The organism is Calditrichota bacterium (assembly GCA_013112635.1).
GTDB lineage: Bacteria > Calditrichota > Calditrichia > Calditrichales > J004 > JABFGF01.
Genome location: JABFGF010000005.1, coordinates 256,777 through 280,862, shown reverse-complemented (window position 1 = coordinate 280,862; position 24,086 = coordinate 256,777). Strand labels below are relative to the sequence as shown.

The window sequence follows — 24,086 nt, the reverse complement described above, 5'->3', positions numbered from 1 at the left end:
AATTTAATATGAATATCCTATTTATCATTGGTAATGGATTTGACCTAAACTTAGGAATGAAAACAAAATACACTGATTTTTATAAATATTATCAATCCATTGATTCGTCAAGTGATTCGATAATCAATCTAAAAAAAGACATATCTATAAACTTAAAAAATTGGTCAGACTTAGAATTAGCTTTAGGGAAATATACCCAAAATATTAACTCTGTTAAGGAATTTGACTTAGTATTTGAAGATATCGGTGATAATCTTTGTGATTTTCTTTTACAAACTGAAAGCAATTTCAATTTCAATAAAATAGACAAAAAAAAGCTGTTTGATTATTTCTCTTATCCAGAACGTTTACTTTTGAAATCAGATAAAGATAAGCTTTCTATGTTCAAAAGAAATTGGAATAACTCTAACTGGAATGTTAATGTTATTACTTTCAATTATACTCGGTCTATCGAAAAAATATTGGGGGAAAAACCGCAAAATTTACAAATTGGGTCCAATAATAATTATAAGATAATACTACAAAGGATAGAACATATTCACGGTTATGCGAATGACAGAATGGTGATGGGTGTAAATGACATATCTCAAATCGCTAATACTAGTTTCCATACCAATCAAGATATTTTAGAAGCACTTGTTAAAAACAGTTGCAACCAAGCCAATAAACATGGCATTGACATACTATGTAAACAACAAATATCATATGCAAATTTAATATGCATTTTCGGTTCATCAATAGGTGATACCGATAAAATGTGGTGGATCGAAATTGGTAAACAATTACTTAAAGGAAGTAGTTTAATCATCTTTGAACTGGGTGAACAAATATCGCAAAGAAGAGGATATCTACAGGCGCGAAAAGAAAGAAATATTAAAGAAGCTTTCTTAAACAAAACTGCACTTACAAATGAAGAAAAGAAGAAGGCTGAAAAGAATATTTACGTTGGTATAAATACGGATATGTTTAATATTACAATAGATAATGTGAGCAATCTATAAGGCCATAATTTAAAAAGGATAAATTTGATTATTTTTTATTAAATGTCACATCAAAAGAATCCTAAAACATTAAAAAACATGTGGTAGTAAAGACTACCCTTTCATTGTTTTTTACATTAAACAACGTTTTGACACAACAAATGAGCAAATTTCCAGAAATAGATGAGCTAAATAATATCTTCATAAAACACAAAATAGAAATACGTTTCTCGAGTTCAGATTTCCTTGCTGAAAATGAAGACTATCGAGCGGTTGAATTCAAAGTAGAAGGAAAGACATTTAATTTCTATGTTGAGGATGAAAATGGTGATATTCGCTATAATTATCCATTGTTAAATCTATGTCTTGTTTTGCGGGAACTCGAGTTTTATGCTGAATCTGATGATTTTTTGATATGGTGTAAGGAACGTTATTTAGAGCCCAAAAACGAAAAGGTACTTGCTCATTTTAGAAACCTCGGAACCATTTATCGCGAAGTAGAAAAAATTCTTGGCAAAATTGACAGCCAGGTAAGTGACTGGGATTTTGAGATGGGAAGCGGTCCCATGTGGGATTTGAGAAAAAAGGGAATAAAATGAGTTCGAAATGGTATGACATATTCTCATTTACTTATGACTCGTTCTTAGAAAAATTATATTTTGGAAGTAGACAACAAGCCATAGATTTTTTAGACTTAAAACCTGGACAAACTATACTTGACATTGCTTGTGGTACCGGTGCAAATTTTAAGCATATAATCGCAACAAAAGCGGATATTGAAATTTATGGAACTGACTTATCTGAAGGAATGCTGAACAAAGGCCAGGTAACGATTAGTAAAAAAAAATGGAAAAACATTACATTATTTCAAGCAGATGCGAGAGATTTAACTCCGGCTTTTGTTAAAAAACGAATCAAGAAAGAACCCCATTTTGATAGAATTATTTGTTTTTTAGGGCTTTCGGTTATTCCAGATTGGGAACAGGTTTTAGATAAAATGCTAAATTTGTTGAAAGAAAATGGAAGAATAGTAATTGTAGATGTTTTTGCAGAAAGAAGAAATTTCAATACCTGGTTAGTTGAAAAATTTGCAAAAGCAGATTTAAATCGGAAAATTTGGCAATTGCTAAAAACTAAAACATCTCAATTCCATTATAAATATTTACCCATTAAAGAAAGCAAAGTTGGTGGTAAATTATTTTTAGCCACAGGAATTAAAAATAGTCCTTCTAACAAAATATGAAAACCCAATGCCAACCTATTAGCTAACTGCTTTATCTTCAGCCCAATCCAAACAAACAAGTAATCCTTTGGAATTAATCTCATATTTCCAGCCTGATTTTGAACAGACCATAATTCCATCCTTATCTGCTTCGGGTAGCTTTGCTCCATGGCGGCTCATCCAGCCGACTTGTTTAGCAGGAACACCGGCCATCAATGCATATTGAGGAACATCTTTAACAACCACTGCCCCGGCGGCAATAAATGCAAAACGTCCAATATCATGGCCACAAACTATGGTGGCATTTGCTCCAATCGAAGCACCATATCCAACAATTGTTTTTAAGTAGAATTCTGCCCCTACCTGCGGAAACTCGCATCGTGGTTCCATGATATTTGTAAAAACCATCGAAGGGCCGCAGAAAACATAATCTTCAAGCTCCACACCCTCATAGATTGAAACGTTATTTTGGATTTTGCAAAAATTGCCAATTTTTACATTATTCGCCACATTTACATTTTGGCCAAAAACGCATTTCTTGCCAATTCGAGCAGCACTTTGTATATGGCTGTAATGCCAGACTTTTGTGCCTTCACCAATTTCAACGTTATCATCCACATAAGCGGATTCGTGGACAAAAAAGTTTTGTTCGTTCATTTATAACCTTTGTTTAAAGTACTCATTTTAGTCTGTCATTCCTTGGAGTGAAGCTTGCGGAACGTGCAAGGAATCTGAATGGTCTTATATAAAAATCGGATTCCCGATAAAAACGTTCGGGAATGACAATTTGAAGTTTAATATCTCAAAACTAACTTTGCCTACAACAATAAAAATGGATGCGCTTCTTCGTTACCAGGTTTCTCTATTTTTGCATGGCGGATTTGATAAGCAAGCTCCACAGATGTGCGGGCATGACTAATCCTAAAACCACCACCATTAAGAATATCTTTATAAATCTCTGTGTGTAAATCAGTAAAGCCGCCTGAAAACTCAATCTCATCCCCATCAATTGTGATAGAACGAAAAGTTGTTTTCCCATCATTTACAGCTTGTTCAGGCAAGTCATTTCTATCTAAAGAAAGATACCAGCGTACATTTGCTTTTTCCAATTCTATAAATCCTGAAGCTTTTCTCTTTTCATTAATATGCACCTGGTGATTTTGAACATCCCCAAATATCCAGGTCAACATATCAAAAAAATGTATTCCAATATTGGTTGGCACACCACCCGATTTTTCCTGATCACCTTTCCAGGAATAATCATACCATTTTCCGCGGGAAGTAATATAAGTTAATACGATTTCATGTTTTTTATCGTTTGCTTTTTTCTCAATTTTTTCTTTTAAAGCAATTATGGATTTGTGTAGCCGCAGCTGCAAAACATTATAAATATTTGTTTCAGATTGTTCTTCCAAAGTTTCTAGGGCATCCAGGTTCCAGGGATTCAAAACCAACGGTTTCTCACAAATGGCATGGGCACCAATCCGCAAAGCAAAACGCATGTGTGCATCATGGAAATAGTTTGGCGAACAAATACTAACATAATCGATTTTATCGGCTGTACTTTTTGTTCTCAGCATTTCAACATGGCGATCGAATCGTTCAAACTCTGTAAAAAAATCTACATTTTCAAAGTACCGATCCAGAATTCCAACCGAATCACTTTTATCCAAAGCACATTTCAGATTATTTCCAGTTTCAGCTATTGCCTGCATGTGCCTTGGTGCGATATAGCCGGCAGCTCCTATTAAAGCAAAATTTTTTGCCATTTTTCTCCTTTTAAACCCATTCTGGCCATATGCAAGATTTGGGAAGCGGCGAAATTTCAGGTTTTATAGTCAATAATTTTGGGTTTCAAATGTAAAGCCAATATTAACTATTCTTTAAATTTAAACAAAATTCTAATGATTAAAATCACCATCGTTCACTCTTTTAGCTGTAAATTAGAATTCTTAAAGGAAAATCAATCTTGAAAAAGGAAGTAGGTTTTTAGTACATTTAAAGCTTGTAATAATTGAAAATATTTTTAAATCTACCGATAACCAGAATAGTTCAAAAATTTATGTCAACCAAAGCAACAAACATACATCCGGTTTTAGACCAAATAATCCAAAAAGATGCCAAAGAAAACTTGCTCAAACAAAGAGCAAAAGTCTTTTGGATGACCGGTCTTTCCGGTTCCGGAAAATCTACCATTGCCATCGGTGTTGAAAAGGAACTCCATAAAAAAGGATTTCTTACTCAAATTCTTGATGGCGACAATGTGCGAAGCGGCATTAATAATAATCTTGGATTTTCTGAAGATGATCGCATCGAAAATATCCGGCGCATTTCAGAAGTTTCAAAACTGTTTTTTAATTGTGGTATAATTACGATTAATAGTTTTGTAAGCCCGACTATCGAAATACGTGACCAAGCGCGCAAAATTATCGGGCCGGAAAATTTTGTGGAAATTTATATAAATGCCCCATTGGAGATTTGTGAAAAGCGTGATGTAAAAGGATTGTATAAAAAAGTACGCAATGGAGAGATTAAAAATTTTACAGGAATTGATGCGCCATTCGAGGCTTCTGTAAATCCGGATATTGAAATCAGAACAGCCGAATTAACAATTGAAGATTCAATACAAAAAGTACTTGAAAATATTTTACCATTAATTGAAAAAAAATAGATACCAAATTTTTGAAACAATTTGGAAACCGCAAATTACGAGAGCCAAATAACAAATAAATTACAAAAATGAAACTTTCACTATGCATGACCACAATTCTTTAAGTTTTTATTATAATAAATGTAGTGAAGGTTAATGTGAGTATTATTTTTTTGAGATTTGTTTGTCTTTTGTATTTTGTGTTTTAGAATTTTAGGAGATACCGTGTACAATTATAACATTAGCCATTTGCGGGAACTCGAAGCCGAGTCCATTTTTGTGATGCGTGAAGTGGCCGCACAATTTGAAAAACCTGTCCTGCTATTTTCGGGCGGCAAGGATTCGATTATTATGTTTCACCTGGCACGAAAAGCCTTTTATCCTGCTAAACTTCCCTTTCCGCTTTTGCATATCGATACAGGCCATAACTTTCAGGAGACCCTGGATTTCCGTGATGACCTTGTAAAGAAAACCGGTTCACGCCTGGAAGTACGTTATGTGGAAGATTCTATCAAACAAGGCCGGGTTGCCGAAGAAAAGGGACCTAACCCAAGCCGGAATAAAGCACAAACCGTTACTTTATTGGATGCAATTGAAGAATTACAAGTTGATGCAGCCCTTGGTGGTGGCCGCCGTGACGAAGAGAAAGCCCGAGCTAAAGAACGCTTCTTTTCACACCGTGATGATTTTGGTCAGTGGGATCCTAAAAATCAACGTCCTGAATTATGGAATATTTTCAATGGCCGTAAAAACATGGGTGAACATTTCAGGGTTTTTCCAATCAGTAACTGGACAGAACTGGATGTTTGGCAATACATAAAAATGGAAAATATCGATCTGCCAAACCTTTATTTTACCCATAAACGCGAAGTTGTAAACCGCCATGGAACTTTTCTGGCAAAATCGCCCCATATTCAATTATTGAAAAATGAAAAATGGGAAAAGAAGACAATCCGCTTTAGAACAATTGGCGATATGACTTGTACAGGCGGCGTTGAATCACCGGCTGATAATCTAACAGACATCATCAATGAAATTGCTGCATCACGAACTACAGAACGAGGCACGAGACATGACGACAAACGCTCTGAAGCGGCAATGGAAGACCGTAAAAAAGAAGGATACTTTTAATAATGACCGACCCGATATTACAAAATTATGATAAAAGCGAACTTTTACGTTTTACTACCGCAGGCAGCGTTGATGATGGTAAAAGTACATTAATCGGCCGCTTACTTTATGATAGTAAAGCCATTTTTGAAGACCAGATGGAAGCCATCGAAACAGCCAGCCAAAAAGTAGGTGACGAAGAAGTTAATCTTGCCCTATTAACCGATGGCCTGAGAGCAGAGCGTGAACAAGGGATTACGATTGACGTGGCTTACCGTTATTTCGCAACACCCAAAAGAAAATTTATTATTGCTGATACACCCGGCCATGTTCAATACACCCGCAACATGGTAACCGGGGCTTCCACAGCCAATGCAGCCATAATTTTAATCGATGCACGACATGGTGTGATTGAACAAACTCTGCGCCATGCATTTATTGCTTCTTTACTTCAAATTCCACATTTGATTGTCTGTGTAAATAAAATGGATCTCGTCGATTATGATGAGAAAGTTTTTGAAAAAATAAATGACGATTTTATGGGCTTCTCCGCCAAGCTGGATGTGCAGGATATTCGTTTTATACCAATCAGTGCGCTTAAAGGTGACAATGTTGTAATCCGTTCTCAAAAAATGGATTGGTATAATGGACCAACCCTGATGTATCTGCTGGAAACGATTTATATTGCCAGCGATAATAATCACATCGATCCACGCTTTCCCGTTCAATATGTCATTCGTCCTCAAAGCAAAGAATTCCCGGATTATCGCGGTTATGGTGGACGTATCGCAGGAGGGACATTTAAAAAAGGCGATAATGTTCACATTTTACCATCAGGATTTTCTTCCTCAATTAAAACTATAGATTTTTATGAAGAAAGCCTGGAAATGGCCCACACACCACAATCTGTAACTTTGACACTTGAAGATGAAATTGATATCAGCCGTGGCGATATGATTGTCAGGGAAAACAACCGGCCTAATGTTGACCAGGATATTGATATAATGGTTTGCTGGCTAAATGATAAACCAATGATCCCCGGTGGCAAATATGCCTTAAAACATACGTCAAATGATGTGCGCTGCATGGTTAAAGATGTGAAATACAAAATAGATATTAACACTTTGGATAGAAACAGCGAAGACAAACAAATTGATATGAACGACATAGCACGGCTTTCAATCCGCACAACCAAACCTCTTTTTTATGATAGTTATCGCAAAAACCGTATTACAGGCAGTGTTACTTTGATTGATGAAGGTACCAACGAAACTGTTTGTGCAGGGATGATTGTTTAGATTTTAAAACACAGGATTTTAAAAAAAAATATCAACGGAATTGGGACGCTCCCAATTCCGTTTTTTATTACGAAGAATTTCCCGGGCTAATAGTTTTCCCGTACAAATTTCATAACCTCTTTTTTAACTTTCTCCAAAGAAGTCTTTTGCATATCAAAAGTTAGCTCTGCCTTTTCTGATTTTTCAAAATCGACAGTTACTCCGGGCACATCTTCAAGTTCGCCATTAAACGCTTTTTCGAAGAACCCTTTTTCATCAAATTGTTTAGCAAATTCTGCTGTTGACTCCAGATGCACTTCCACGAAATTTTTACACATCCCCCGCACAAAATCACGGCTTTCAGCATAAGGCGATACAAAGGAAGCAATGGCAATAATTCCATTTTTCTCTAAAATCGATGATAAATGCCCAACGCGTTTTATATGGCTGTTAACCTCGTCTTTGGAGAATCCTACATTTGGAAATAACGCACGAACAGTGTGGCTATCCAGCCGTTGATGCTTGCGTTTTTCTTTTTCCAGTTCTTCAGCAATCATATCTCCTAAAGTAGTTTTACCAGAATATGGAATACCCGTAATCCAGATAACCATCGATGGAACTTCTACTTTGCCAAATTTAAGTTTATCCCAGCCCCGCTCATGAACATAGTAAATGAACATTTTGGCAACCATCTCCAGTAAGCCAACTTCAATAGCTGTTTCGATTTGCCCGGTAAAAATATAAACAATAATTACTGTAGTCGTAGTGGCAGTAATTCGCCAGGAAATGGTTTTAAGAAAAGTGCGTAGTTTTGAGTCTTTAAACATAAGGTATTTTGTAATTAAAATAAGTGTTGAGTTGTAAATTAGCTATTGCCAATTATCGGCTTAATTTTTGCTAAAATGATCGCTTCCGGGTTTATTTTCACCTTCGTTTTCATTCTTAAAAAAATGTTTTCCAAAAATATTATAAAAGATCCTTATCAATCCCGGCCCCCACAAACTGCCGGTTAAAAAATACATCATTAAAATAAAAAAGATGGGTGTATATGGCCATTCATTAATAAGACCGATATTTGAAATTATCAGCAAAACTGCTGAAACGACATACCCAAACTGCTTTATTTTGGCAGTTTCATTTGGTTGTTTTGAACTCATTTTATCTAAGCAGAAACTGCTTTTAAGTTGTCCATATCAATTTCTACGGACAAAGTTTGCATAATTCCATCAATGGTGATTACCAGGCGTGACTCGCCTTTTTTATTCATAACCGTTCCCTGCAATCCTTTAAAAGGACCGGACATTACTTCTACAAGGTCACCTTGCCTGAAATAGTTTTCAAGCTGTAAAGATTGTGGATTTAGTAAAACGGTTCGCATAGCCTCAATTTGCCAATCCGGAACTATGGCAGGCTCGCCATTAAAATTAACAATTTTTATTATGCCGTGTGTTTCAAGAATTCCAAAGCGTTCTTTATACTCAAATTGGCAAAACAAGTAGCTTGGAAATAATGGCAGCTCTACTTTTTTCTTGCGGCTTTTATACTCACGTACGGTGTTCAACAACGGCAAATATGCTGTGGCACCTTTTTCGATAAGAAGCTCGTAGGCCTTTTTTTCATGCCGCGGACGTGTGTATAATGCGTACCAGTTTTTCATAAAATATATTACCAATAATTTCTGAGTTTTATGGAAGCCAAAATTTACGCTTTCTAAATTTATGGTCAAATATTTCTATTGAACAATTTTAAAATAAATTCTGACAAATCTGCTATTGATATATTATTTTTATCGATGTCTGAACCTGTAAACAATACAAATGCATCGTCAAAAGTATGCATACCGTTAAAAACCGTTTTTTCAAAAAGATCCTTATTCCACAATTGTCCTTTCAGGTCATATCCATCATGGGCAATGGCAACCAAATCTGCAAAGGACGAAAAACTATTCTCGTTACCCAATTCCAGTTTTGAAGGATTTCCGTATAATTCCTGGCCTTTAAAAACTTTTTTTATGATTTTTTCGCCGGTAAGCGGATCAGCCATTTCAAATAATTTTTGCTCTAATTCTGCAATTAAGGTATCGTACTCAACGCCCGGTTCAACACTCCCATTTTTCTCGCGTCCTTTTAGGTTGACAAAAATTCTGCCCGGATACAAGGCATACGCTTTTGATTGGGGATGAATATCGTGCAGGGTTTGTGGAACGGGTTTTGTAAAACGCAAATAATCATTTTGCCAGAGCCAATTATTCAAATAGACTTCTTTTTTCAATGTAGTAAATCCATGATCAGATAAAAGCATCAAAGCAGTGTTCTCATCTATTGTTGAAACAATCTGCCCGATAAGTTCATCCAAACGTCCATAAAATTTTTCATATAAATCAACAAAATGCGGATTGCCGGTTTCCATAAATTCCCACGTAAAATGATGCAATCGATCTGTTTCCATTATATGGGTCATAAAAAAATCCCACTCACCCTGCTCAAAATAGTGCCACATCATCTCAATTCGTTTTTCCAGAACAGATTTCAAATCCTGCAGGAAAGCCGGGAAATCTGTTTTTGCAAGTGCGGTATCCGCGTCAATTCGATAACCCTGATCAACAAGAAATTTTCCTTCATTTTTCGGATAGGTTCCTTTTAAAAGGTCATTGCCTAAAAAACCACAAATTGAAATTCCATTAACCGGCTTTGGCGGAAACGTTGCCGGCACATTCATTATAAAAACTCGTTTACCCAAGTCTGAAATCTTTTCAACAATTGTTTTGCATTTTAAATGCCCGGCGTTTGGCGTAAACCAATCCATGGTTTGCGGGTTTCGCTCCGTGAAACTTAGAATGCCATGCTCCTCAGGTTTTTTTCCGGTAAGAAAGGAAGCCCAGGCAACAGAGGAAACAGGCGGAATAACAGAGTCCATTCTTTTAAAAGAATTTTGTTTTGCCAATTTTGCAAAATGGGGCATTTTTCCCGAAGCAATCATTTTTTTCAAAAACGAAAATGGTGTCCCATCCAAGGCCAGAATAAATATTTTAGTAAATTTATTTTTAGTCATTATATCAAACAATTTATAAGTAACTTTATCACAAAAATGCGTAATTATGTTACTACAATGTTATATTTTACAGTTAATATTCGCATCAAGAAGTTATCCGTGCGCACAGATTTAAAAATAGAATGTTGCTAAACTGCCATCTCTTTTGATTCAATTTTACAATCATTTAATTTAAATATTTGTAAATAACCGGACAATAAAAATTACTATCTCCAAAAACTTAACTATCGGAATTGATTGTATTGCCCTGCCACCGAACTTTTCCGGTGCCGCTTATTATATTTTGAATTTAGTCCGCAGTCTACTTCAACAAGAGCGGGATGTGAATTATCAATTTTTTTGCAAAGAAATCCATACAGAATTGTTTTCAGATTATTTGAAAAATGATGACCGGATAATTACAGTTGCGATAAAAAACCGTTTTCAGCAATTATATTTTTACGAATTTTCATTGCACAAATATTTGTTAAAAAACAACACAGATATTTTCCTGGCAACGCATTATATAACACCGAAAGCAAATAATGCCTACAAAATAATTTCAATTTTTCATGATATGGGTTTTATTCTTCATCCGGATTATTATCCCAAAATAAAACAGATTTATTTTTCGCGGCAAATACCAACTTTTATAAAACGGGCAGATAAAATTATAACAGTTTCCAACTCAACTTTAAACGATTTAACAAAACATTTTCCCGAAAGTAGTGAAAAATCTTTATGTATTTATCCGGGAACAGATCACATAAAAAGAAAACCATCGGCAAATAAATCGGCCAGTACTCCCCCGTTTATTCTGGCCGTTAACTCTTTTGAAAAGCGAAAAAACATCCCTTTTATTCTTGAGATTTTTTCCATGCTTAAAACCAAATATAACATTCCTCATCAACTCTATTTGGTTGGTCAGCAAAATAATCACAGCACACATTTGAAAAATTTAATATCAAATCTCAAGCTGAAAAACTCAGTTCAGATTTATGCAAATGTCACAAATGAAGATTTACATAAATTTTATAATGACGCCCAATTTTTTATAAGTACTTCACAATATGAAGGCTTCGGGTTTACACCTTTTGAAGCAATAAAAAGCGGGCTTCCTGCGTTCCTTTTTAAAAATGCTGTGTGCGAAGAATTTTTTGGCAACCATGAATATGTAATTGAAAATACGGATCCTGATGTATGGGCCGACCTAATTTTTGAAAAGATGAACAAAGGATTTCCAAAAGCATTAAATCAAAGTATTTTCGAAGAACTTACCTGGTCGAATACCAGCAAATCATTTTTAGATTTGTTTAAGGGAATGTAAAAATTCATGTCAGAAAAAATGATATTTTCAGTTTTATCCATAGTAGGCAAACTGGGCTCGGCCTTAAATGAAGAATCGCTGCATGCAATTTTACCGGAGGAAATGAAAACCACCGATTTAAAATCCCGCCTGAACACAATGGAATCTTCAGGAAAAATAAGCAGGCTCAATGAACTAATCGTTCCGCATGTAAATCCAAATCAATTTTCAAAAAATAAAAAGCTTAGCCGCGATTTGTTTAAATCCAATAAACGCTATCTTAAACTTTTTGCCCAAATTCCCTGGGTGCGTTATATGGCGCTTACCGGCTCAAATGCTTTTGAATCATGCTCTAAGAATGATGATATTGACCTGTTTGTTATTTGTGCACCAAAAAGATTATGGATTATTTATTTAACAATGACAATATTGGGGAAAGTTTTTAATAAACGACCTCTTTTTTGTGTCAATTATCTTATTGATGAAGATAACCTGAAATTGCCCCAACAGGATTATTACAGTGCTGTACAGTTTTATAAAATGAAGCCACTTTTCAATGCCGGCTTTAAACAAAAGTTATTAATTCAAAATAAATGGATAGCTGAAAATTTGCCGAATGCATCTTCCGCATTTTCAACAGAAGAATTTTACAGACTCCGAAAAGACTTTACCGGAAAAGCAACTAACAGCAGAGTCTGGAGCTGGCTGAATAAAAAAATATTAGACTTTTATAAAAAACGTTGGACACGAATGTACCCGTTTCAGATAAATAAAAATATTTTAATTGACGAAGGTTTGGCAAAACTTCATAGAATTGACCACAGTTCCATTTACGATGAAATTTTATAAATAAACAAAACATAATTTACGCCATGGATAAAAACTGATCATAACAGAAAAAGTCTACAAACATTATAAAGCCGTAATTAACAATTTGAACAATCTCAAAATAATCCGTGCCCTTCTGTGAAAATCCGTGGTTAATAAAAAAATGAAAATCCTACTCAGCCATTCTTACTTTCTTCCTCTGGATCCAAAAGAAGAGGCCAACCACAAGCCTTATCCGCCACTTGCACCTTTGTATCTTAGCGCACTTATCAGGCAGGAAACAGGAATTCAATGTCGTTTTTATGATGTAATGTTTGAAAAAAACGTTTCAGGCTTGAGGGCTGAAATTGAATCTTACCAGCCCGATATTGTCCTGATTTATGATGACGATTTTAACTGGCTCACCAAAATGTGTTTGCAAAATATGCGCAGCGCAATAATTGATCTTGTTAAAAATAAAATTCCCGGAGTCATTTATATTGCGCACGGATCAGATGCATCAGATCAGGCTGAGTTTTATTTAAAATCAGGATTTGATTATATCATTCATCGTAATGCTGAGGGTATCGTGTTACAGTTTTTGCAGTTGTTAAAAAATCAAAAAGAAAAAATTTCCGTGCTGAAAAGTTTGTCTTACCTGGAGAATGGCAAAACAATTTCTACTAAAATAAATACCGCGCAAGATTGGATTGAGAAAATCCCGGTTGCTGATTGGAAATCAATAAACCTCAACCCGTACCGGGAAATTTGGCAAAAACATCACCGCTTTTTTTCGCTGAATATCTCCACCGCACATGGCTGCCCTTACCGCTGTAACTGGTGCGCCAAACCGCTTTATGGCCGTTCTTACAAACTACGTCCTGCAGAAATTATTGCAGATGAATTTAAAATTATCTCCGAAAAATTAGGTGCTGATCATGTTTGGGTCACTGATGATATTTTTGGGTTAAATCCCAAATGGCTCAATCAATTTGCTGATGAAATTGAAAAACATGATCGCACAGTTCCATATAAAATTCAGGCACGCGCAGATTTAATGGATGAAGAATATGTTGCCAACTTAAAACGTTCCGGATGTGAAGAAGTTTGGCTTGGTGCGGAATCGGGCAGCCAGAGGATTTTAGATGCAATGGACAAAGATACGAGTATCGGCCAAATTAAAACCGCAGCGAAACTACTAAAAAACGCCAAAATTAAAACTGCCTTTTTTCTTCAATACGGTTACCCGGGCGAAACCTGGACAGATATTAAACTGACACTGCAGCTTGTACAACAATGCGTGCCGGATGCGATCGGGATTTCTGTTTCTTACCCCCTGCCCGGAACAGAGTTTTATAAAAATGTTGAGCACGAGTTGAAATCTAAAAAAAACTGGGATGACAGCGGTGACCTGGCGTTAATGTATAGTGGAGAGCATCCTGCCGAATTTTATCGGACCTTACATAAATATACGCATCATTATTTTGGGTTCATTTCTTTGAAAAGGAAACAGCCATTTGGAAAATTTGTACGGCGGTTTGCAGCGCAATACAGACATATCCCTGGGATGATATTTTACAGATTGGCGATGCAAAAGTATTTAAGTTAACCAAAATAAATTTCGCCACAGATAGACACCGATTTTCACAGAATAAAACTGCAACTTTGCATTTTTAATAGTTTTTTTGGGGGTTACCCAAAATACTAAATGAGGGGTATTTATCCTATCAGTGTTAATCTGTGTACATCCGTAGAAAAAGAATAAAGAATTCATAATGAAAACTATATTAACCCACACTTACTTCATCAAAGAAGATCCGTTGGAACAAAAGGTAATGAAACCTTATCCGCCGCTTGGTTTGCTTTACCTTTCGGCCTGGCTAAAAGAGCATAATAAAAATGTGCAGGTTTTTGATTCAACATTTTCCAATCGCAAAAAAATGTTTGCACATCTTGAAAAAGAAAACCCGGATATTTTAGGCATCCATTGTAATATGATGACCAAATTTGTGGTTTTGGAATTGATTGATTTTTGCCGGAAAAATAATATTATTTCTATTTTAGGCGGCCCGGATGCAGCCACACAAATTGATGAATTTCTTAGTTATGGTGCGGATATAATTATTTCCGGTGAGGGTGAAGAAACGTTGCTTGCCGTAATAAACCATCTTGAGAAAAAGGAAAAAAATAATCTGAATGAAATTGCCAATGTCAGTTTTAAGGATCAGAACGGTAAAATAATTTCAACATCACGGACTTCATCTAAGAAGCAACTGGACAGTTTTCCTTTCCCGGATCGTGAGGCAATAAATTTAAACCTTTATCTCGATGCATGGCATAAACATCATAGCCAGCGATCGTTATCCATTGTTACGGCCCGGGGATGTGCCTTTACCTGCAAATGGTGCAGTCATTCGGTTTATGGTTTTACGCACCGCCGGCGCAAACCGGAAAAAGTTTTGGAAGAGTTAAAAATGCTCATCCCAAAATACAAGCCCACACATTTGTGGTATGTGGATGATGTATTCACAGTGAACAAACATTGGTTAAAGCATTATGCCCGATTGTTAAAAGAAGAAAATATTTATCTGCCTTTTGAATGTATCGCCCGTGGTGACCGGATTGATGCTGAAATTGTAAATATCCTCAAAGAAATGGGTTGCTACAGGATTTGGTTTGGTGCGGAATCGGGCAGCCAAAAAATACTGGATGCCATGTCACGCGGCGTTACAAAAGAACAAATCGAAAAGGCTGTTTCTTTATGCAGGTCTGCTGGGATTGAATCCGGCCTGTTTGTGATGTTTGGTTATCCCGGTGAAACTATTGCTGACATCAATGAGACGATTGATTTTATAAGTTCAATCCAACCGGACAATTATTTAACTACCATCGCCTACCCCTTGCGCGGCACACAATTGTTTGAAGAAAAATCTGATGATGTATATGAGCATGATTGGAGCCGGACTATCCAACGATATCTTGATATGAAGCAAAGATTTTCAGGCACTTTGTACCGCAACGCCATGCAAAAACTGGCCTATGATTATCAAAGAAAAAAAATGATCCGGCTAAAGAAAGAGTTTTTAAAACAAACCTACTATTATGTCCGATCGCTTTATTGCCAGTTTAGCATAAGCAGGCTTAGAAATAAACGTACCTGACCTCCACAAAACAAACGTGGTTTCTTTTTTCTTAAGGTCATGGTAGTAAGGGAAAGTCCATCTTAAATATTGCCCCTTCACCGGGCTTACCTATTGCAGATATTTTCCCTTTGTGCTTTTCCATGATTTGTTTACAAATGGAAAGGCCAATACCAGTTCCTTCAAATAGGTTTTTTGGGTTTAGTTTTTCAAACGTAAGAAATATGCGGTCATTGTTTTTTGGATCAAAACCAATGCCATTGTCTGAAATTGTAATTTGAAACATCTTTCCTTTTTTTGTACCCGAAATGTCTATCTGGCTTGAATTAAATTTTATAGCATTACTTATCAGGTTTTGGAAAAGTTGTCTAATTTGTAACTCATTTGCATTTATTTTTTTAAGCGGGGCAACCTTAATTTCAACCTCATTTTCCTGGATTGCAATTTCCAGGTCTTCTAAAACCGATTGTACAGCACTGTTTAAATCCAACTTTTTAAAATCAATATCATCTGCTTCAATCCGTGACAATTGTAGTAGACCATCAATTAAAGCGCCCATTCTTTCACTGGCTTTTTGCATAGAGTCTATATACTTGTTCTCTGTCTCATCAAGTTTATCATCACATCTTTTTTTTAGCATATTGCTAAAGGTGTGTATTTTCCGTAACGGTTCTTTTAAGTCATGCGAAGCGATATAGGCAAATTTTTGTAGTTCCTGATTTTGTTGTTTTATTTTCTCATGTTGTTCAATTATTTCATTTTCAAGGCGGTTTTTTTCTACAGCGTTATTAACAGATCTTTGCAAGCCTTGAATTGTCAGGTGTTCTTTTACTATATAATCCTGAGCGCCTTTTTTAAATGATTGCGCAGCAATACTCTCGTTTCCCTGCCCTGTAAGCATAACAACAGATATATTCTTTTGGCCTGATTTGTTCAATTCATCTAAAAACTCTAAGCCTGTAAAATCAGGTAAATTATAATCCAGTAAAACACAATCTACCCTTTGTTCATCAAGCAAATCCAGTCCTTCGGCACCAGTTTCAGTTTCAATTACATTATAAATAAATTTTGTTTTTCCTGAGATTTGCCCCAACATTCTTTTGTAGAACTCAGTATCAGTTGGGCTATCTTCTACAATTAAAATATCCAGCTTTTCCAGGTTATCATTATTAACTTGCATGATTATTCCTTTGGTAAAATAACTATCTCAAACCAATATTCTTTTAATTTTTGGACAGCTTTGATAAAACCCTCTAGATTGACAGGTTTTTGTATATATGAATTTGCCCCGTCATTATAACAGCTTTCAATGTCCCGTGGGTCGGACGAGGTTGTTAATACAACCACAGGTATTTTTCGCAACGATTCATCCTTTTTTAATTCACGCAACACTTCCCTCCCATCTGTACCCGGTAGGTTTAAATCCAGTAAAATGATTCCTGGACGGGGTGCTTTTCTTTTATCGGAATACAGGCCTTTATTAAACAAAAAATCCAATGCTTCTTCACCATCTTCACAACGGTGAACCGGGTTTTTAAGGCCAGACTTTGTAAAAGCCCTAATTGTAGTTTCGTAATCTTCCGGGCTGTCTTCCACAATTAATATGGGTTGATGAACACTTATCATCATAGGTCTCCTCTGAATTGATTATAATCAAATAAAGGGCTTCCCTGCTCAACATCTTTTATCCTTTGAAAATCAGTTATTTATATTTTGCTCTTTAATTGTAAAAAAAAATGTGCTTCCTTTTCCCATTTTTGATTCCAGCCAGATTTCACCACCATGTTTTTCAATTATCTTTTTAGAAATTGTTAGCCCGGCGCCTATCCCGCTGCCATAGTTTTCCCGGCCATTGAGACGTTTAAAGATTACAAATATTCTCTCAAAATATTTTTCTTTTATCCCAACGCCATTGTCTTTTATATAAAATGTATGTGAAGGACTATCGGAAAGCCGTAACTCATTATTTGCTTTATAACCTATTTTTATCAATTTCCGGTCATTGTCATTAAACTCTATTGCATTAAGAATGAGATTATGAAAGACTTCTGTTACACGCGCTTTATCGCAATAAAATTGCGGCAGGTTGTTATCTATGTAAAATTCTACATTTTTTTTATTCTTAGTTTCCAAGATGCTATTTTTAAGGTTTTCAATAATTTCGTTGAAATTGGTTTTTGTATTTTCAAATCCATGTTCATCTATACGTGTGTAATAGAGCAGCGCATTAATCATTAGTTCAATCCTTTGAGCCAGACGTCCTAATGTCTTTAGTTTTTTCTCACCATCATTCCCCAGTTTATCTGAGTAGTCCTCGATAAGAAAGGAAGAAAAATTATGAATACCGCGTAGTGGTTCCTTTAGGTCATGCGAGGCGATATAAGCAAAACGTTGCAAATCCCGGTTACTTTTAGAAAGGGCTGTATTGGTATTTTTAAGTTTTTTTTCTGCCCGACAACGGAAAGCAACTTCCAGCTTTAAATCTTTCTTTTGCTTTTCCGATGAAAGGAACAACTTATAAATACTGATAAACAATCCAATTAGAACAAAAATATAACTTACTTTTTTTAGCAGGTGGGCGGCGTCAAACTCAAAATCAAAAAGCTGGTATGAAAAAGACATGAACATGGCCTGGCCCATAAAACCAACAATTAAGGATAGTACCAGCCAGTGTTCAAACGGATCCTTTTTCCAGCCACCTTTGCGCAAGTACCCTAATAGCGCTAATAAAAAAAACAATGCCGGGATAAATTCTTGCGGCCTGCCAAAAAACAATTCCGGGTAGTAGGCGCGGGGCAAGGGCACGAAAACAAAAAAGAGGAAACTCATCATTGTAAAAACGCTTGTAAACAGGTAAACCAGGCGTTCATTTATTACTTGCCGATCTGTAGCATTAAATTCTTTTCTCCATGCCCATAAGCTTAATAGCATAAAAGCAGAAAGGAACAGTCGTGAAGCTACCCAGCTCCAGGGTAACAGGTGGTCTGGCAAAGATATAAAGAGACCGACAAACCAGGTACTTGTAACAACACCATGATAACCGTCTAAGAACCCGGTGCTTAAAAACCCGGTTCCGATAAATAAAAAGGTATTGTTCTTTTTAGAATAAAAACGCAGTAAGGCTAAAATCCCAACTATAAAAGAAAGAATGGTAGCGACAGTTTCCAAAAGGGTATGAAACTCAGTACTGCCATGCCAATCGGAATCGCGCATCAACATGTAGCTAAAAAACAGCAAGGCAAAAAGAAGCCAATACGTAATTTTTTTTTGTTTAATAACACTCTTATCAGGACTCATTTCAAAGCCAGTAAATAAAATTAATTTTCATTAAATCTCTCGTTAATCGAAAAGTAAAATATACTCCCTTCACCATACTCGGATTCCACGCATATTTTACCACCATGCCTCTCAATAATTTTTTTTGTGATTGTAAGCCCACTGCCCGTACCGCCTCCAAACTTATCACGGCCATGCAGCCGTTTAAAAATCTTAAACACGCTTTCTTTATGTTTTTCACGGATACCGATACCATTGTCTTTCACATAAAAAGTATGTCCATCTTTACATTCGCACTCCTGCTTATTGCCGTTGGAAAGATAGCCCACTTCAATCCACTTTTCTTCTTTATCATTATATTTAATGGCATTTGTAATCAGGTTTCTAAATACTTCGGTTATCCGTACTTGATCGCATTCTATCTCTGGAAGAGCATTGTAATATACTTTAATGTTTTTTTCTTTCAGTGTTGAGTCAAGCGTATCAACAATATCATGTACTATTTTGTTTACATCCGTTTTTTTAAGAGCCAACTCCTGTCTTCCCACCCGTGAGTAATAAAGCAAATCATTTATAAAACTTTCAAGCCGGTTTGATAAGCGTATTAAAGTATCTATTTTGTTGTTGCCTTCTTCATCCAAAATATCAGCATAATCTTCTTTTAAGAATGTAGCGTAGTTGTGGATACCCCGTAAGGGTTCCTTTAAATCATGTGAAACGATATAAGCAAAATCATCCAATTCTTTGTTACTATTCTGCAAGGCAATGTTCAGGGTTTTGAGATCTTCCTTGGTCTGCAGGTTATCTGTTATATCGGTTGAGATTCCTCCCACAGCAAATACATTTCCATTACCATCCAATATTGGAAACTTGACAGAAAGGTATGTATGTAGGCCGTCCTCATGAGGGGCTTTTTCTTCTAAAGTTAATTCTTCTCTTGCATTAATAATTTTTTTATCATTTTCTATAAACGCTTCAGCAATCTCTTTCGGAAAAATATCAAAATCGGTTTTTCCTTTTAGCTCTGAAAAACTTGTTTTAAATAAGTCTTCATATACTTTATTTACCATTAAATATCTGCCCTTAATATCTTTTATATAGATAACCGCACTAGTATGGTCCAGAAAAGAGTTTAAAAGATTTTGGCTTTTTTTCAGTTCTTCTTCTTTTAGCTCCATTTTTTGGAGTTCACTTTTATATTTTTTTTCGTTCAGTTGTATAAGCTTAAGGCTGATTTTTAATCTCCCTAACATTGTTCCTATAATCAACGCAACACACAACGGGACAATTAGCTGGGTATATTCAAAAGACCTGATAAAAAATAAAAATTGAATAGTAAAAAAACAGCCAATGCTTATAATTGAAAGACTTATATACCTGAAATATATTTTCCCCTGGTTAATATCCATTGTCTTTTTATTACCTCCGCAATCAACTTGTTTCTTAAAAGAAATACGCGCCCATTATTTTAGGGACAAAGCAATGCTTCTCTGCCCGCTGGTAGAATGGCGTTAAAATAAATCTTAAAAAACACAGCTATTTGAAAAATTAATAAGACAACTATCGACATCTAAAATATTGCCTTGAGACAATTAGGTTCTTTTGGCGTTAAACAAGAAATGTATTTTCAGTATAATCCGTTTTGCTAAAATAAAGTTCTATGGTATGGTTTTCTTTATACTTTCATTTTCTTAACTTTATTTTGTCGACCTTTTGTTTGACTCAAATCCAGGTTTGTTCACTTTTTCGCCGGTTTGGACAAATATCAAAGTTTGAACCTGAATTTTACACAAGGAGTTTTATTCAGAGCTCATAAGCTATTTAGTGTTAATCAGCTATAAATCAGATAGTATTTGCAAAAATATATTATCGCATATCTTAAACTATTTTTTATTGCTAGTAATTTTAATACTGGTTTTTGTTTCATCATTGAATAAAAATGGACGTATTTTATGAATACTTTTAAAAAGAATATTGCAAAATATTTAGCTGAATTTATTATTGTTTTGGTAGGTGTATTCTTTGCCATTTTGCTCGGCAACTGGAATACTAATCAATCAAATGAAAACTTAAGGCAAAAACTACTTACCAGTATCGCAATTGAATTAGAAGAAAATAAAAAACGTTTAGATCAGGCTATTGAATATCACACAGCTTTTATTTTAACCCTGGATAGTTTGTGGGTACATTCTGAAAAATCAACATTACAAAAGCCTTTTTTTGAAAAACAAGGATTTCGGCAAATCCCAAACTGGAAAGGTGTTGGTATTCCGGTTTTACAAAAAACCTATTATGAAACTGCTGTAGTAAGTAATATTTTTCCTGACATGAAATTTGATTTATTAAGTAGTATCACAAAAATGTATGAGGATATAACCATACATAATGCAGGAAGAGAAAAAATAATTAATCAAATGTACAAATTTAATTCTGAAACCAAGTTTATTGATGTATTGTTGACAATTGAGATTATAAGAGGTGATGTACTCCAATTTGAGAAACATGTATCGAATGAATGCGAAAAGACTTTTAAGCTTATAAGAGAGAATAATTAATTTGCACTTCATAAGTTCAGCACAGAAACTTTACGCGAACGATGAATAGTCAATCGCAATTCTATCCAACCAAAAACCTATTAATCTAAAGACATACCAATAAAAACTATCACTCATTTTTTAAAAATTATTATTAATTAGCAAATCGATTATAGTTCTCAAGTTTCATCTTTCATCATTTCTTTTAACCAATATTTTCCGGTATTCCAAGTGAAGAAAGTAAAAACAAAACCTACTTGTGAAACAAAGATCAAACCAACCCGTAATCACCCCGAATTGAAAAAATATTAAAAAGAAAAAGTATATTTGATTGAAACGAAAAATGAAAACAATGGCTACAAAAATATTTAAAACAAAACTCTTCACTAAAACAATAATTTTTAATCTCGAGGAAAAAATGAATAAGTCATTCCTACTGATATTAATTCTGGGATCTCTTTTATTTGGCCAAAATAAAAATAATTCCACAATTAGCGGGTTCGTTTTTGATGAGGCGAACCAGGAAGCAATGATAGGCGTAAATGTATTTATCGAAAATTTACTGATTGGGGCAAGCACCAACAGAAGCGGCTATTATGTTATAACCGATGTTCCAACGGGTCAGGTCAAAGTTCAAACATCCTATATCGGATATAAAACCCAGGAAATATTGGTAAATGTTAAGCCAGATGATGAGGTCAAATTGAACATCATCCTCAAAGAAGACATAATGGAAAGTGAGGCCATTGTTGTTTCAGCGGATTCTATCCCGATTGCGGTAAAAATGTTCAAGGCCGATATTTCAACAATTAAGTTGGCGCCGGTTCAATTGAACGCCATTCCACAAATTGCAGAAGCAGACTTACTGCGATCTCTGCAAACACTTCCGGGAATTTTGCCATTGTCCGATTTTTCTTCCGCACTGTATATCCGCGGTGGAACACCGGATCAAAACCTTTACCTTCTGGATGGGACCGACGTCTATAATCCGGAACATGCCTTTGGCCTTTTTTCTACTTTTAATACCGATGCAATCAAACAGGTTGATCTCTCCAAAGGGGGCTTTGGAGCGGAACGAGGTGGAAGACTTTCATCGATGATTGACGTAACAAATCTTGATGGCAACAGGGAAAATTTTGAAGGAAAAGCGTCCATAAGCCTGCTCTCTGCAAAAACAACATTGCAAATGCCATTAGGAAAATCGGGTTCCTTATCCGGTGCAATTCGTCGAACGTATTTTGATAAAACCGTGGCCGAAGTAATTGATGAAATTCCTGATTATTATTTTTATGACGGCAACATAAAAGCTTTTTTTGATTTGAATGCCAATAACAAACTTACCTTAAGTGGCTATGGTGGGCGCGATGTTTTGGATCTGGATTTCAATACAAATGATGATTTCGATCTTGGCCTAAAATATGAGTGGGGAAATTATACCGGAAGCGCAAAATGGACACATGTTTTTAATCCAAAATTATTCTCAAATTTTTGGGTAACCGGAAGCCGTTTCTCATCCTATTTTGAATTTGAAGGTATAGATGTTACAGAAGAAAACATTCTGAATGATATAACCGTCAAAGGCAGCCTGGAGTATCATTACTCAAATAGTTTCAATCTTAATTTTGGATTTGAGCAAAAACACCTCAAACTTAGGTATATAACAAAACAACCCGGTGTTGAAGTTCATATTGCGCCCATACGATCAAACACAGTTGGCTATATTTCTACCGGCTGGAGGCCCGATTGGAACTGGGATATAAAAACCGGGTTGCGCTTCAATTTCTTTAATGCAGACAAAAATTACACAACCCTGGCACCAAGACTGGCAGTAAAACATAGATTGGATGAGAAGAGTACCTTAAAGTTTTCCACCGGTCTGTACCATCAATTTTTACACCGCATTCCCCGCTTTTTTATTGCAGATATCTGGACTGCCTCGAACGAAGATTTAAGGCCGTCTTCTTCCACTCATATTATTTTAGGTTATCAGCGTGAGCTTGCAGATTATTGGCAGTTTGAGGTTGAAACATATTATAAGACATACAAAGACATTTATTCTTATGATCAGAATTTTATTACAGATTTGGAAGCAACAAAATTTAATGAAAAGGGCGATCCAATTTTCCAAACCGCAGAGCCACTTTTAAACAGGGGAAAAGGGAATTCTTATGGATTTGAAGTATTGCTTAGAAAAGATGTGGGTATTGTAACCGGCTGGGCAGGATATTCATTTGCCAACACCGAACACACCATAAAGTCAATCAATGATGGAAACTCCTTTGAACCACGTCATGACCGTAAACACACGGTCAATCTAATTTCCAACATCGATTTGGATAACACATTCCGTTGGATGTACGATATGCCTGTGAAGCAAGATAGCAGCAGTTGGAAACTGGGTGTTAATTTCGTTTTTTCAACAGGTCAGCCAATCACCGAACCCGGATCGGCATATTTAGGTTTAACCACCCCGGATGATCCCACAAGAGGTGTTTATTACCACCCTACAGAAATCAACCAGGTCCGCCTTCCTGCTTATGCGCGATTAGATCTTAGTGTAACCTGGACTTTAATGTTTGACACCTGGAAGATGTCGCCATATTTACAAATTTATAACATTGGTAACCGCAAAAATGTTTGGTTTGCCAGTTATGATTATTCAAACGGATTGCCAGATTTTAAAGAACAATACATGTTTCCATTATTACCAACACTTGGTGTAAATTTTGAATTTTAATTTTTTTGAAAACCGGA

Annotated in this window: 22 protein-coding genes; 12 read left to right on the top strand and 10 right to left on the bottom strand. The window is 35.6% G+C overall.

Annotation, left to right across the window (positions count from 1 at the left end):
• Positions 1–8 precede the first annotated feature (8 nt).
• From HND50_14765 to HND50_14755, 3 genes are all read left to right on the top strand, one after another.
• A complete protein-coding gene (locus HND50_14765) occupies positions 9–1,001 on the top strand; it encodes a hypothetical protein (protein ID NOG46502.1) in 993 nt (330 codons plus the stop codon).
• A gap of 140 nt (positions 1,002–1,141) precedes the next feature.
• Positions 1,142–1,579: a hypothetical protein gene (locus HND50_14760; protein ID NOG46501.1), complete on the top strand. Its 438-nt coding sequence runs from the start codon at positions 1,142–1,144 to the stop codon at positions 1,577–1,579.
• A complete protein-coding gene (locus tag HND50_14755) occupies positions 1,576–2,223 on the top strand; it encodes a class I SAM-dependent methyltransferase (GenBank protein NOG46500.1) in 648 nt (215 codons plus the stop codon). The genes HND50_14760 and HND50_14755 overlap by 4 nt, the downstream gene beginning before the upstream one ends.
• Before the next feature lie 18 nt (positions 2,224–2,241).
• Here the strand turns inward: HND50_14755 and HND50_14750 are convergent, their stop codons facing one another.
• Positions 2,242–2,859, bottom strand: a complete 618-nt coding sequence (locus HND50_14750; protein ID NOG46499.1) for an N-acetyltransferase — start codon at positions 2,857–2,859, stop codon at positions 2,242–2,244.
• 161 nt (positions 2,860–3,020) lie between these two features.
• Positions 3,021–3,971, bottom strand: a complete 951-nt coding sequence (locus HND50_14745) for a Gfo/Idh/MocA family oxidoreductase (protein NOG46498.1) — start codon at positions 3,969–3,971, stop codon at positions 3,021–3,023.
• Positions 3,972–4,264: 293 nt separating this feature from the next.
• Between HND50_14745 and cysC the strand changes: the two genes are divergently transcribed.
• From cysC to cysN, 3 genes are all read left to right on the top strand, one after another.
• Entirely contained in the window at positions 4,265–4,873 is a 609-nt protein-coding gene (gene cysC / locus HND50_14740) for an adenylyl-sulfate kinase (protein NOG46497.1), read from the top strand.
• Positions 4,874–5,077: 204 nt separating this feature from the next.
• Positions 5,078–5,983 carry a sulfate adenylyltransferase subunit CysD gene (gene cysD, locus HND50_14735; GenBank protein ID NOG46496.1) on the top strand — a complete coding sequence of 302 codons (906 nt, stop codon included), beginning with the start codon at positions 5,078–5,080 and terminating at the stop codon, positions 5,981–5,983.
• Positions 5,984–5,985: 2 nt separating this feature from the next.
• Positions 5,986–7,260: a sulfate adenylyltransferase subunit CysN gene (cysN, locus tag HND50_14730; protein NOG46495.1), complete on the top strand. Its 1,275-nt coding sequence runs from the start codon at positions 5,986–5,988 to the stop codon at positions 7,258–7,260.
• 86 nt (positions 7,261–7,346) lie between these two features.
• Here cysN and HND50_14725 read toward each other — a convergent pair whose 3' ends face one another.
• The 4 genes from HND50_14725 to HND50_14710 form a co-directional block, all read right to left on the bottom strand.
• On the bottom strand, positions 7,347–8,066 hold the full coding sequence (locus HND50_14725) for an adenylyl-sulfate kinase (GenBank protein ID NOG46494.1): 720 nt from the start codon (positions 8,064–8,066) through the stop codon (positions 7,347–7,349).
• Between the two features lie 60 nt (positions 8,067–8,126).
• Positions 8,127–8,396: a hypothetical protein gene (locus tag HND50_14720; GenBank protein ID NOG46493.1), complete on the bottom strand. Its 270-nt coding sequence runs from the start codon at positions 8,394–8,396 to the stop codon at positions 8,127–8,129.
• Between the two features lie 5 nt (positions 8,397–8,401).
• Positions 8,402–8,896, bottom strand: coding sequence for a UpxY family transcription antiterminator (locus HND50_14715; protein ID NOG46492.1), 495 nt, complete (start codon positions 8,894–8,896; stop codon positions 8,402–8,404).
• Between the two features lie 65 nt (positions 8,897–8,961).
• Positions 8,962–10,290 carry a hypothetical protein gene (locus HND50_14710; protein ID NOG46491.1) on the bottom strand — a complete coding sequence of 443 codons (1,329 nt, stop codon included), beginning with the start codon at positions 10,288–10,290 and terminating at the stop codon, positions 8,962–8,964.
• Between the two features lie 283 nt (positions 10,291–10,573).
• On the opposite strand from HND50_14710, the gene HND50_14705 reads away from it, so the two are divergent.
• The 4 genes from HND50_14705 to HND50_14690 all read left to right on the top strand — a co-directional run bounded on the left by HND50_14705 (position 10,574) and on the right by HND50_14690 (position 15,543).
• Positions 10,574–11,596 (top strand): glycosyltransferase family 4 protein, encoded by a 1,023-nt coding sequence (locus HND50_14705; GenBank protein ID NOG46490.1) that lies wholly within the window; start codon positions 10,574–10,576, stop codon positions 11,594–11,596.
• 6 nt (positions 11,597–11,602) lie between these two features.
• Positions 11,603–12,424, top strand: coding sequence for a hypothetical protein (locus HND50_14700; protein ID NOG46489.1), 822 nt, complete (start codon positions 11,603–11,605; stop codon positions 12,422–12,424).
• A 142-nt stretch (positions 12,425–12,566) separates the two neighbouring features.
• Positions 12,567–13,991, top strand: a complete 1,425-nt coding sequence (locus HND50_14695) for a B12-binding domain-containing radical SAM protein (protein ID NOG46488.1) — start codon at positions 12,567–12,569, stop codon at positions 13,989–13,991.
• A gap of 166 nt (positions 13,992–14,157) precedes the next feature.
• Positions 14,158–15,543: a B12-binding domain-containing radical SAM protein gene (locus HND50_14690; protein ID NOG46487.1), complete on the top strand. Its 1,386-nt coding sequence runs from the start codon at positions 14,158–14,160 to the stop codon at positions 15,541–15,543.
• A 37-nt stretch (positions 15,544–15,580) separates the two neighbouring features.
• Here HND50_14690 and HND50_14685 read toward each other — a convergent pair whose 3' ends face one another.
• The 4 genes from HND50_14685 to HND50_14670 form a co-directional block, all read right to left on the bottom strand.
• Complete coding sequence (locus HND50_14685; protein NOG46486.1) at positions 15,581–16,702, bottom strand: response regulator; 1,122 nt, start codon at positions 16,700–16,702, stop codon at positions 15,581–15,583.
• Between the two features lie 2 nt (positions 16,703–16,704).
• The gene (locus HND50_14680; GenBank protein ID NOG46485.1) at positions 16,705–17,151 is read right to left on the bottom strand and encodes a response regulator; all 447 of its coding nucleotides are present in this window, start codon (positions 17,149–17,151) and stop codon (positions 16,705–16,707) included.
• 69 nt (positions 17,152–17,220) lie between these two features.
• A complete protein-coding gene (locus tag HND50_14675) occupies positions 17,221–18,819 on the bottom strand; it encodes a hypothetical protein (protein ID NOG46484.1) in 1,599 nt (532 codons plus the stop codon).
• 20 nt (positions 18,820–18,839) lie between these two features.
• Complete coding sequence (locus HND50_14670; GenBank protein NOG46483.1) at positions 18,840–20,051, bottom strand: PAS domain-containing protein; 1,212 nt, start codon at positions 20,049–20,051, stop codon at positions 18,840–18,842.
• A 699-nt stretch (positions 20,052–20,750) separates the two neighbouring features.
• Between HND50_14670 and HND50_14665 the strand changes: the two genes are divergently transcribed.
• Positions 20,751–21,353, top strand: a complete 603-nt coding sequence (locus HND50_14665) for a hypothetical protein (protein NOG46482.1) — start codon at positions 20,751–20,753, stop codon at positions 21,351–21,353.
• Between the two features lie 397 nt (positions 21,354–21,750).
• Positions 21,751–24,069, top strand: a complete 2,319-nt coding sequence (locus tag HND50_14660) for a TonB-dependent receptor (GenBank protein NOG46481.1) — start codon at positions 21,751–21,753, stop codon at positions 24,067–24,069.
• Positions 24,070–24,086: the final 17 nt, after the last annotated feature.

Excerpts from the sequence above, each read along its gene's own strand:
- HND50_14725 (NOG46494.1), bottom strand. The coding sequence starts at position 8,066 with ATGTTTAAAGACTCAAAACTACGCACTTTTCTTAAAACCATTTCCTGG.
- HND50_14715 (NOG46492.1), bottom strand. The coding sequence starts at position 8,896 with ATGAAAAACTGGTACGCATTATACACACGTCCGCGGCATGAAAAAAAG.
- HND50_14760 (NOG46501.1), top strand. The coding sequence starts at position 1,142 with ATGAGCAAATTTCCAGAAATAGATGAGCTAAATAATATCTTCATAAAA.
- HND50_14755 (NOG46500.1), top strand. The coding sequence starts at position 1,576 with ATGAGTTCGAAATGGTATGACATATTCTCATTTACTTATGACTCGTTC.
- HND50_14660 (NOG46481.1), top strand. The coding sequence starts at position 21,751 with ATGAATAAGTCATTCCTACTGATATTAATTCTGGGATCTCTTTTATTT.
- HND50_14720 (NOG46493.1), bottom strand. The coding sequence starts at position 8,396 with ATGAGTTCAAAACAACCAAATGAAACTGCCAAAATAAAGCAGTTTGGG.
- HND50_14765 (NOG46502.1), top strand. The coding sequence starts at position 9 with ATGAATATCCTATTTATCATTGGTAATGGATTTGACCTAAACTTAGGA.
- HND50_14710 (NOG46491.1), bottom strand. The coding sequence starts at position 10,290 with ATGACTAAAAATAAATTTACTAAAATATTTATTCTGGCCTTGGATGGG.
- HND50_14700 (NOG46489.1), top strand. The coding sequence starts at position 11,603 with ATGTCAGAAAAAATGATATTTTCAGTTTTATCCATAGTAGGCAAACTG.
- HND50_14670 (NOG46483.1), bottom strand. The coding sequence starts at position 20,051 with ATGTTAGGGAGATTAAAAATCAGCCTTAAGCTTATACAACTGAACGAA.
- HND50_14685 (NOG46486.1), bottom strand. The coding sequence starts at position 16,702 with ATGCAAGTTAATAATGATAACCTGGAAAAGCTGGATATTTTAATTGTA.
- HND50_14750 (NOG46499.1), bottom strand. The coding sequence starts at position 2,859 with ATGAACGAACAAAACTTTTTTGTCCACGAATCCGCTTATGTGGATGAT.
- HND50_14680 (NOG46485.1), bottom strand. The coding sequence starts at position 17,151 with ATGATGATAAGTGTTCATCAACCCATATTAATTGTGGAAGACAGCCCG.
- cysN (NOG46495.1), top strand. The coding sequence starts at position 5,986 with ATGACCGACCCGATATTACAAAATTATGATAAAAGCGAACTTTTACGT.
- HND50_14745 (NOG46498.1), bottom strand. The coding sequence starts at position 3,971 with ATGGCAAAAAATTTTGCTTTAATAGGAGCTGCCGGCTATATCGCACCA.
- HND50_14690 (NOG46487.1), top strand. The coding sequence starts at position 14,158 with ATGAAAACTATATTAACCCACACTTACTTCATCAAAGAAGATCCGTTG.
- HND50_14695 (NOG46488.1), top strand. The coding sequence starts at position 12,567 with ATGAAAATCCTACTCAGCCATTCTTACTTTCTTCCTCTGGATCCAAAA.
- HND50_14665 (NOG46482.1), top strand. The coding sequence starts at position 20,751 with ATGAATACTTTTAAAAAGAATATTGCAAAATATTTAGCTGAATTTATT.
- HND50_14675 (NOG46484.1), bottom strand. The coding sequence starts at position 18,819 with ATGAGTCCTGATAAGAGTGTTATTAAACAAAAAAAAATTACGTATTGG.
- cysC (NOG46497.1), top strand. The coding sequence starts at position 4,265 with ATGTCAACCAAAGCAACAAACATACATCCGGTTTTAGACCAAATAATC.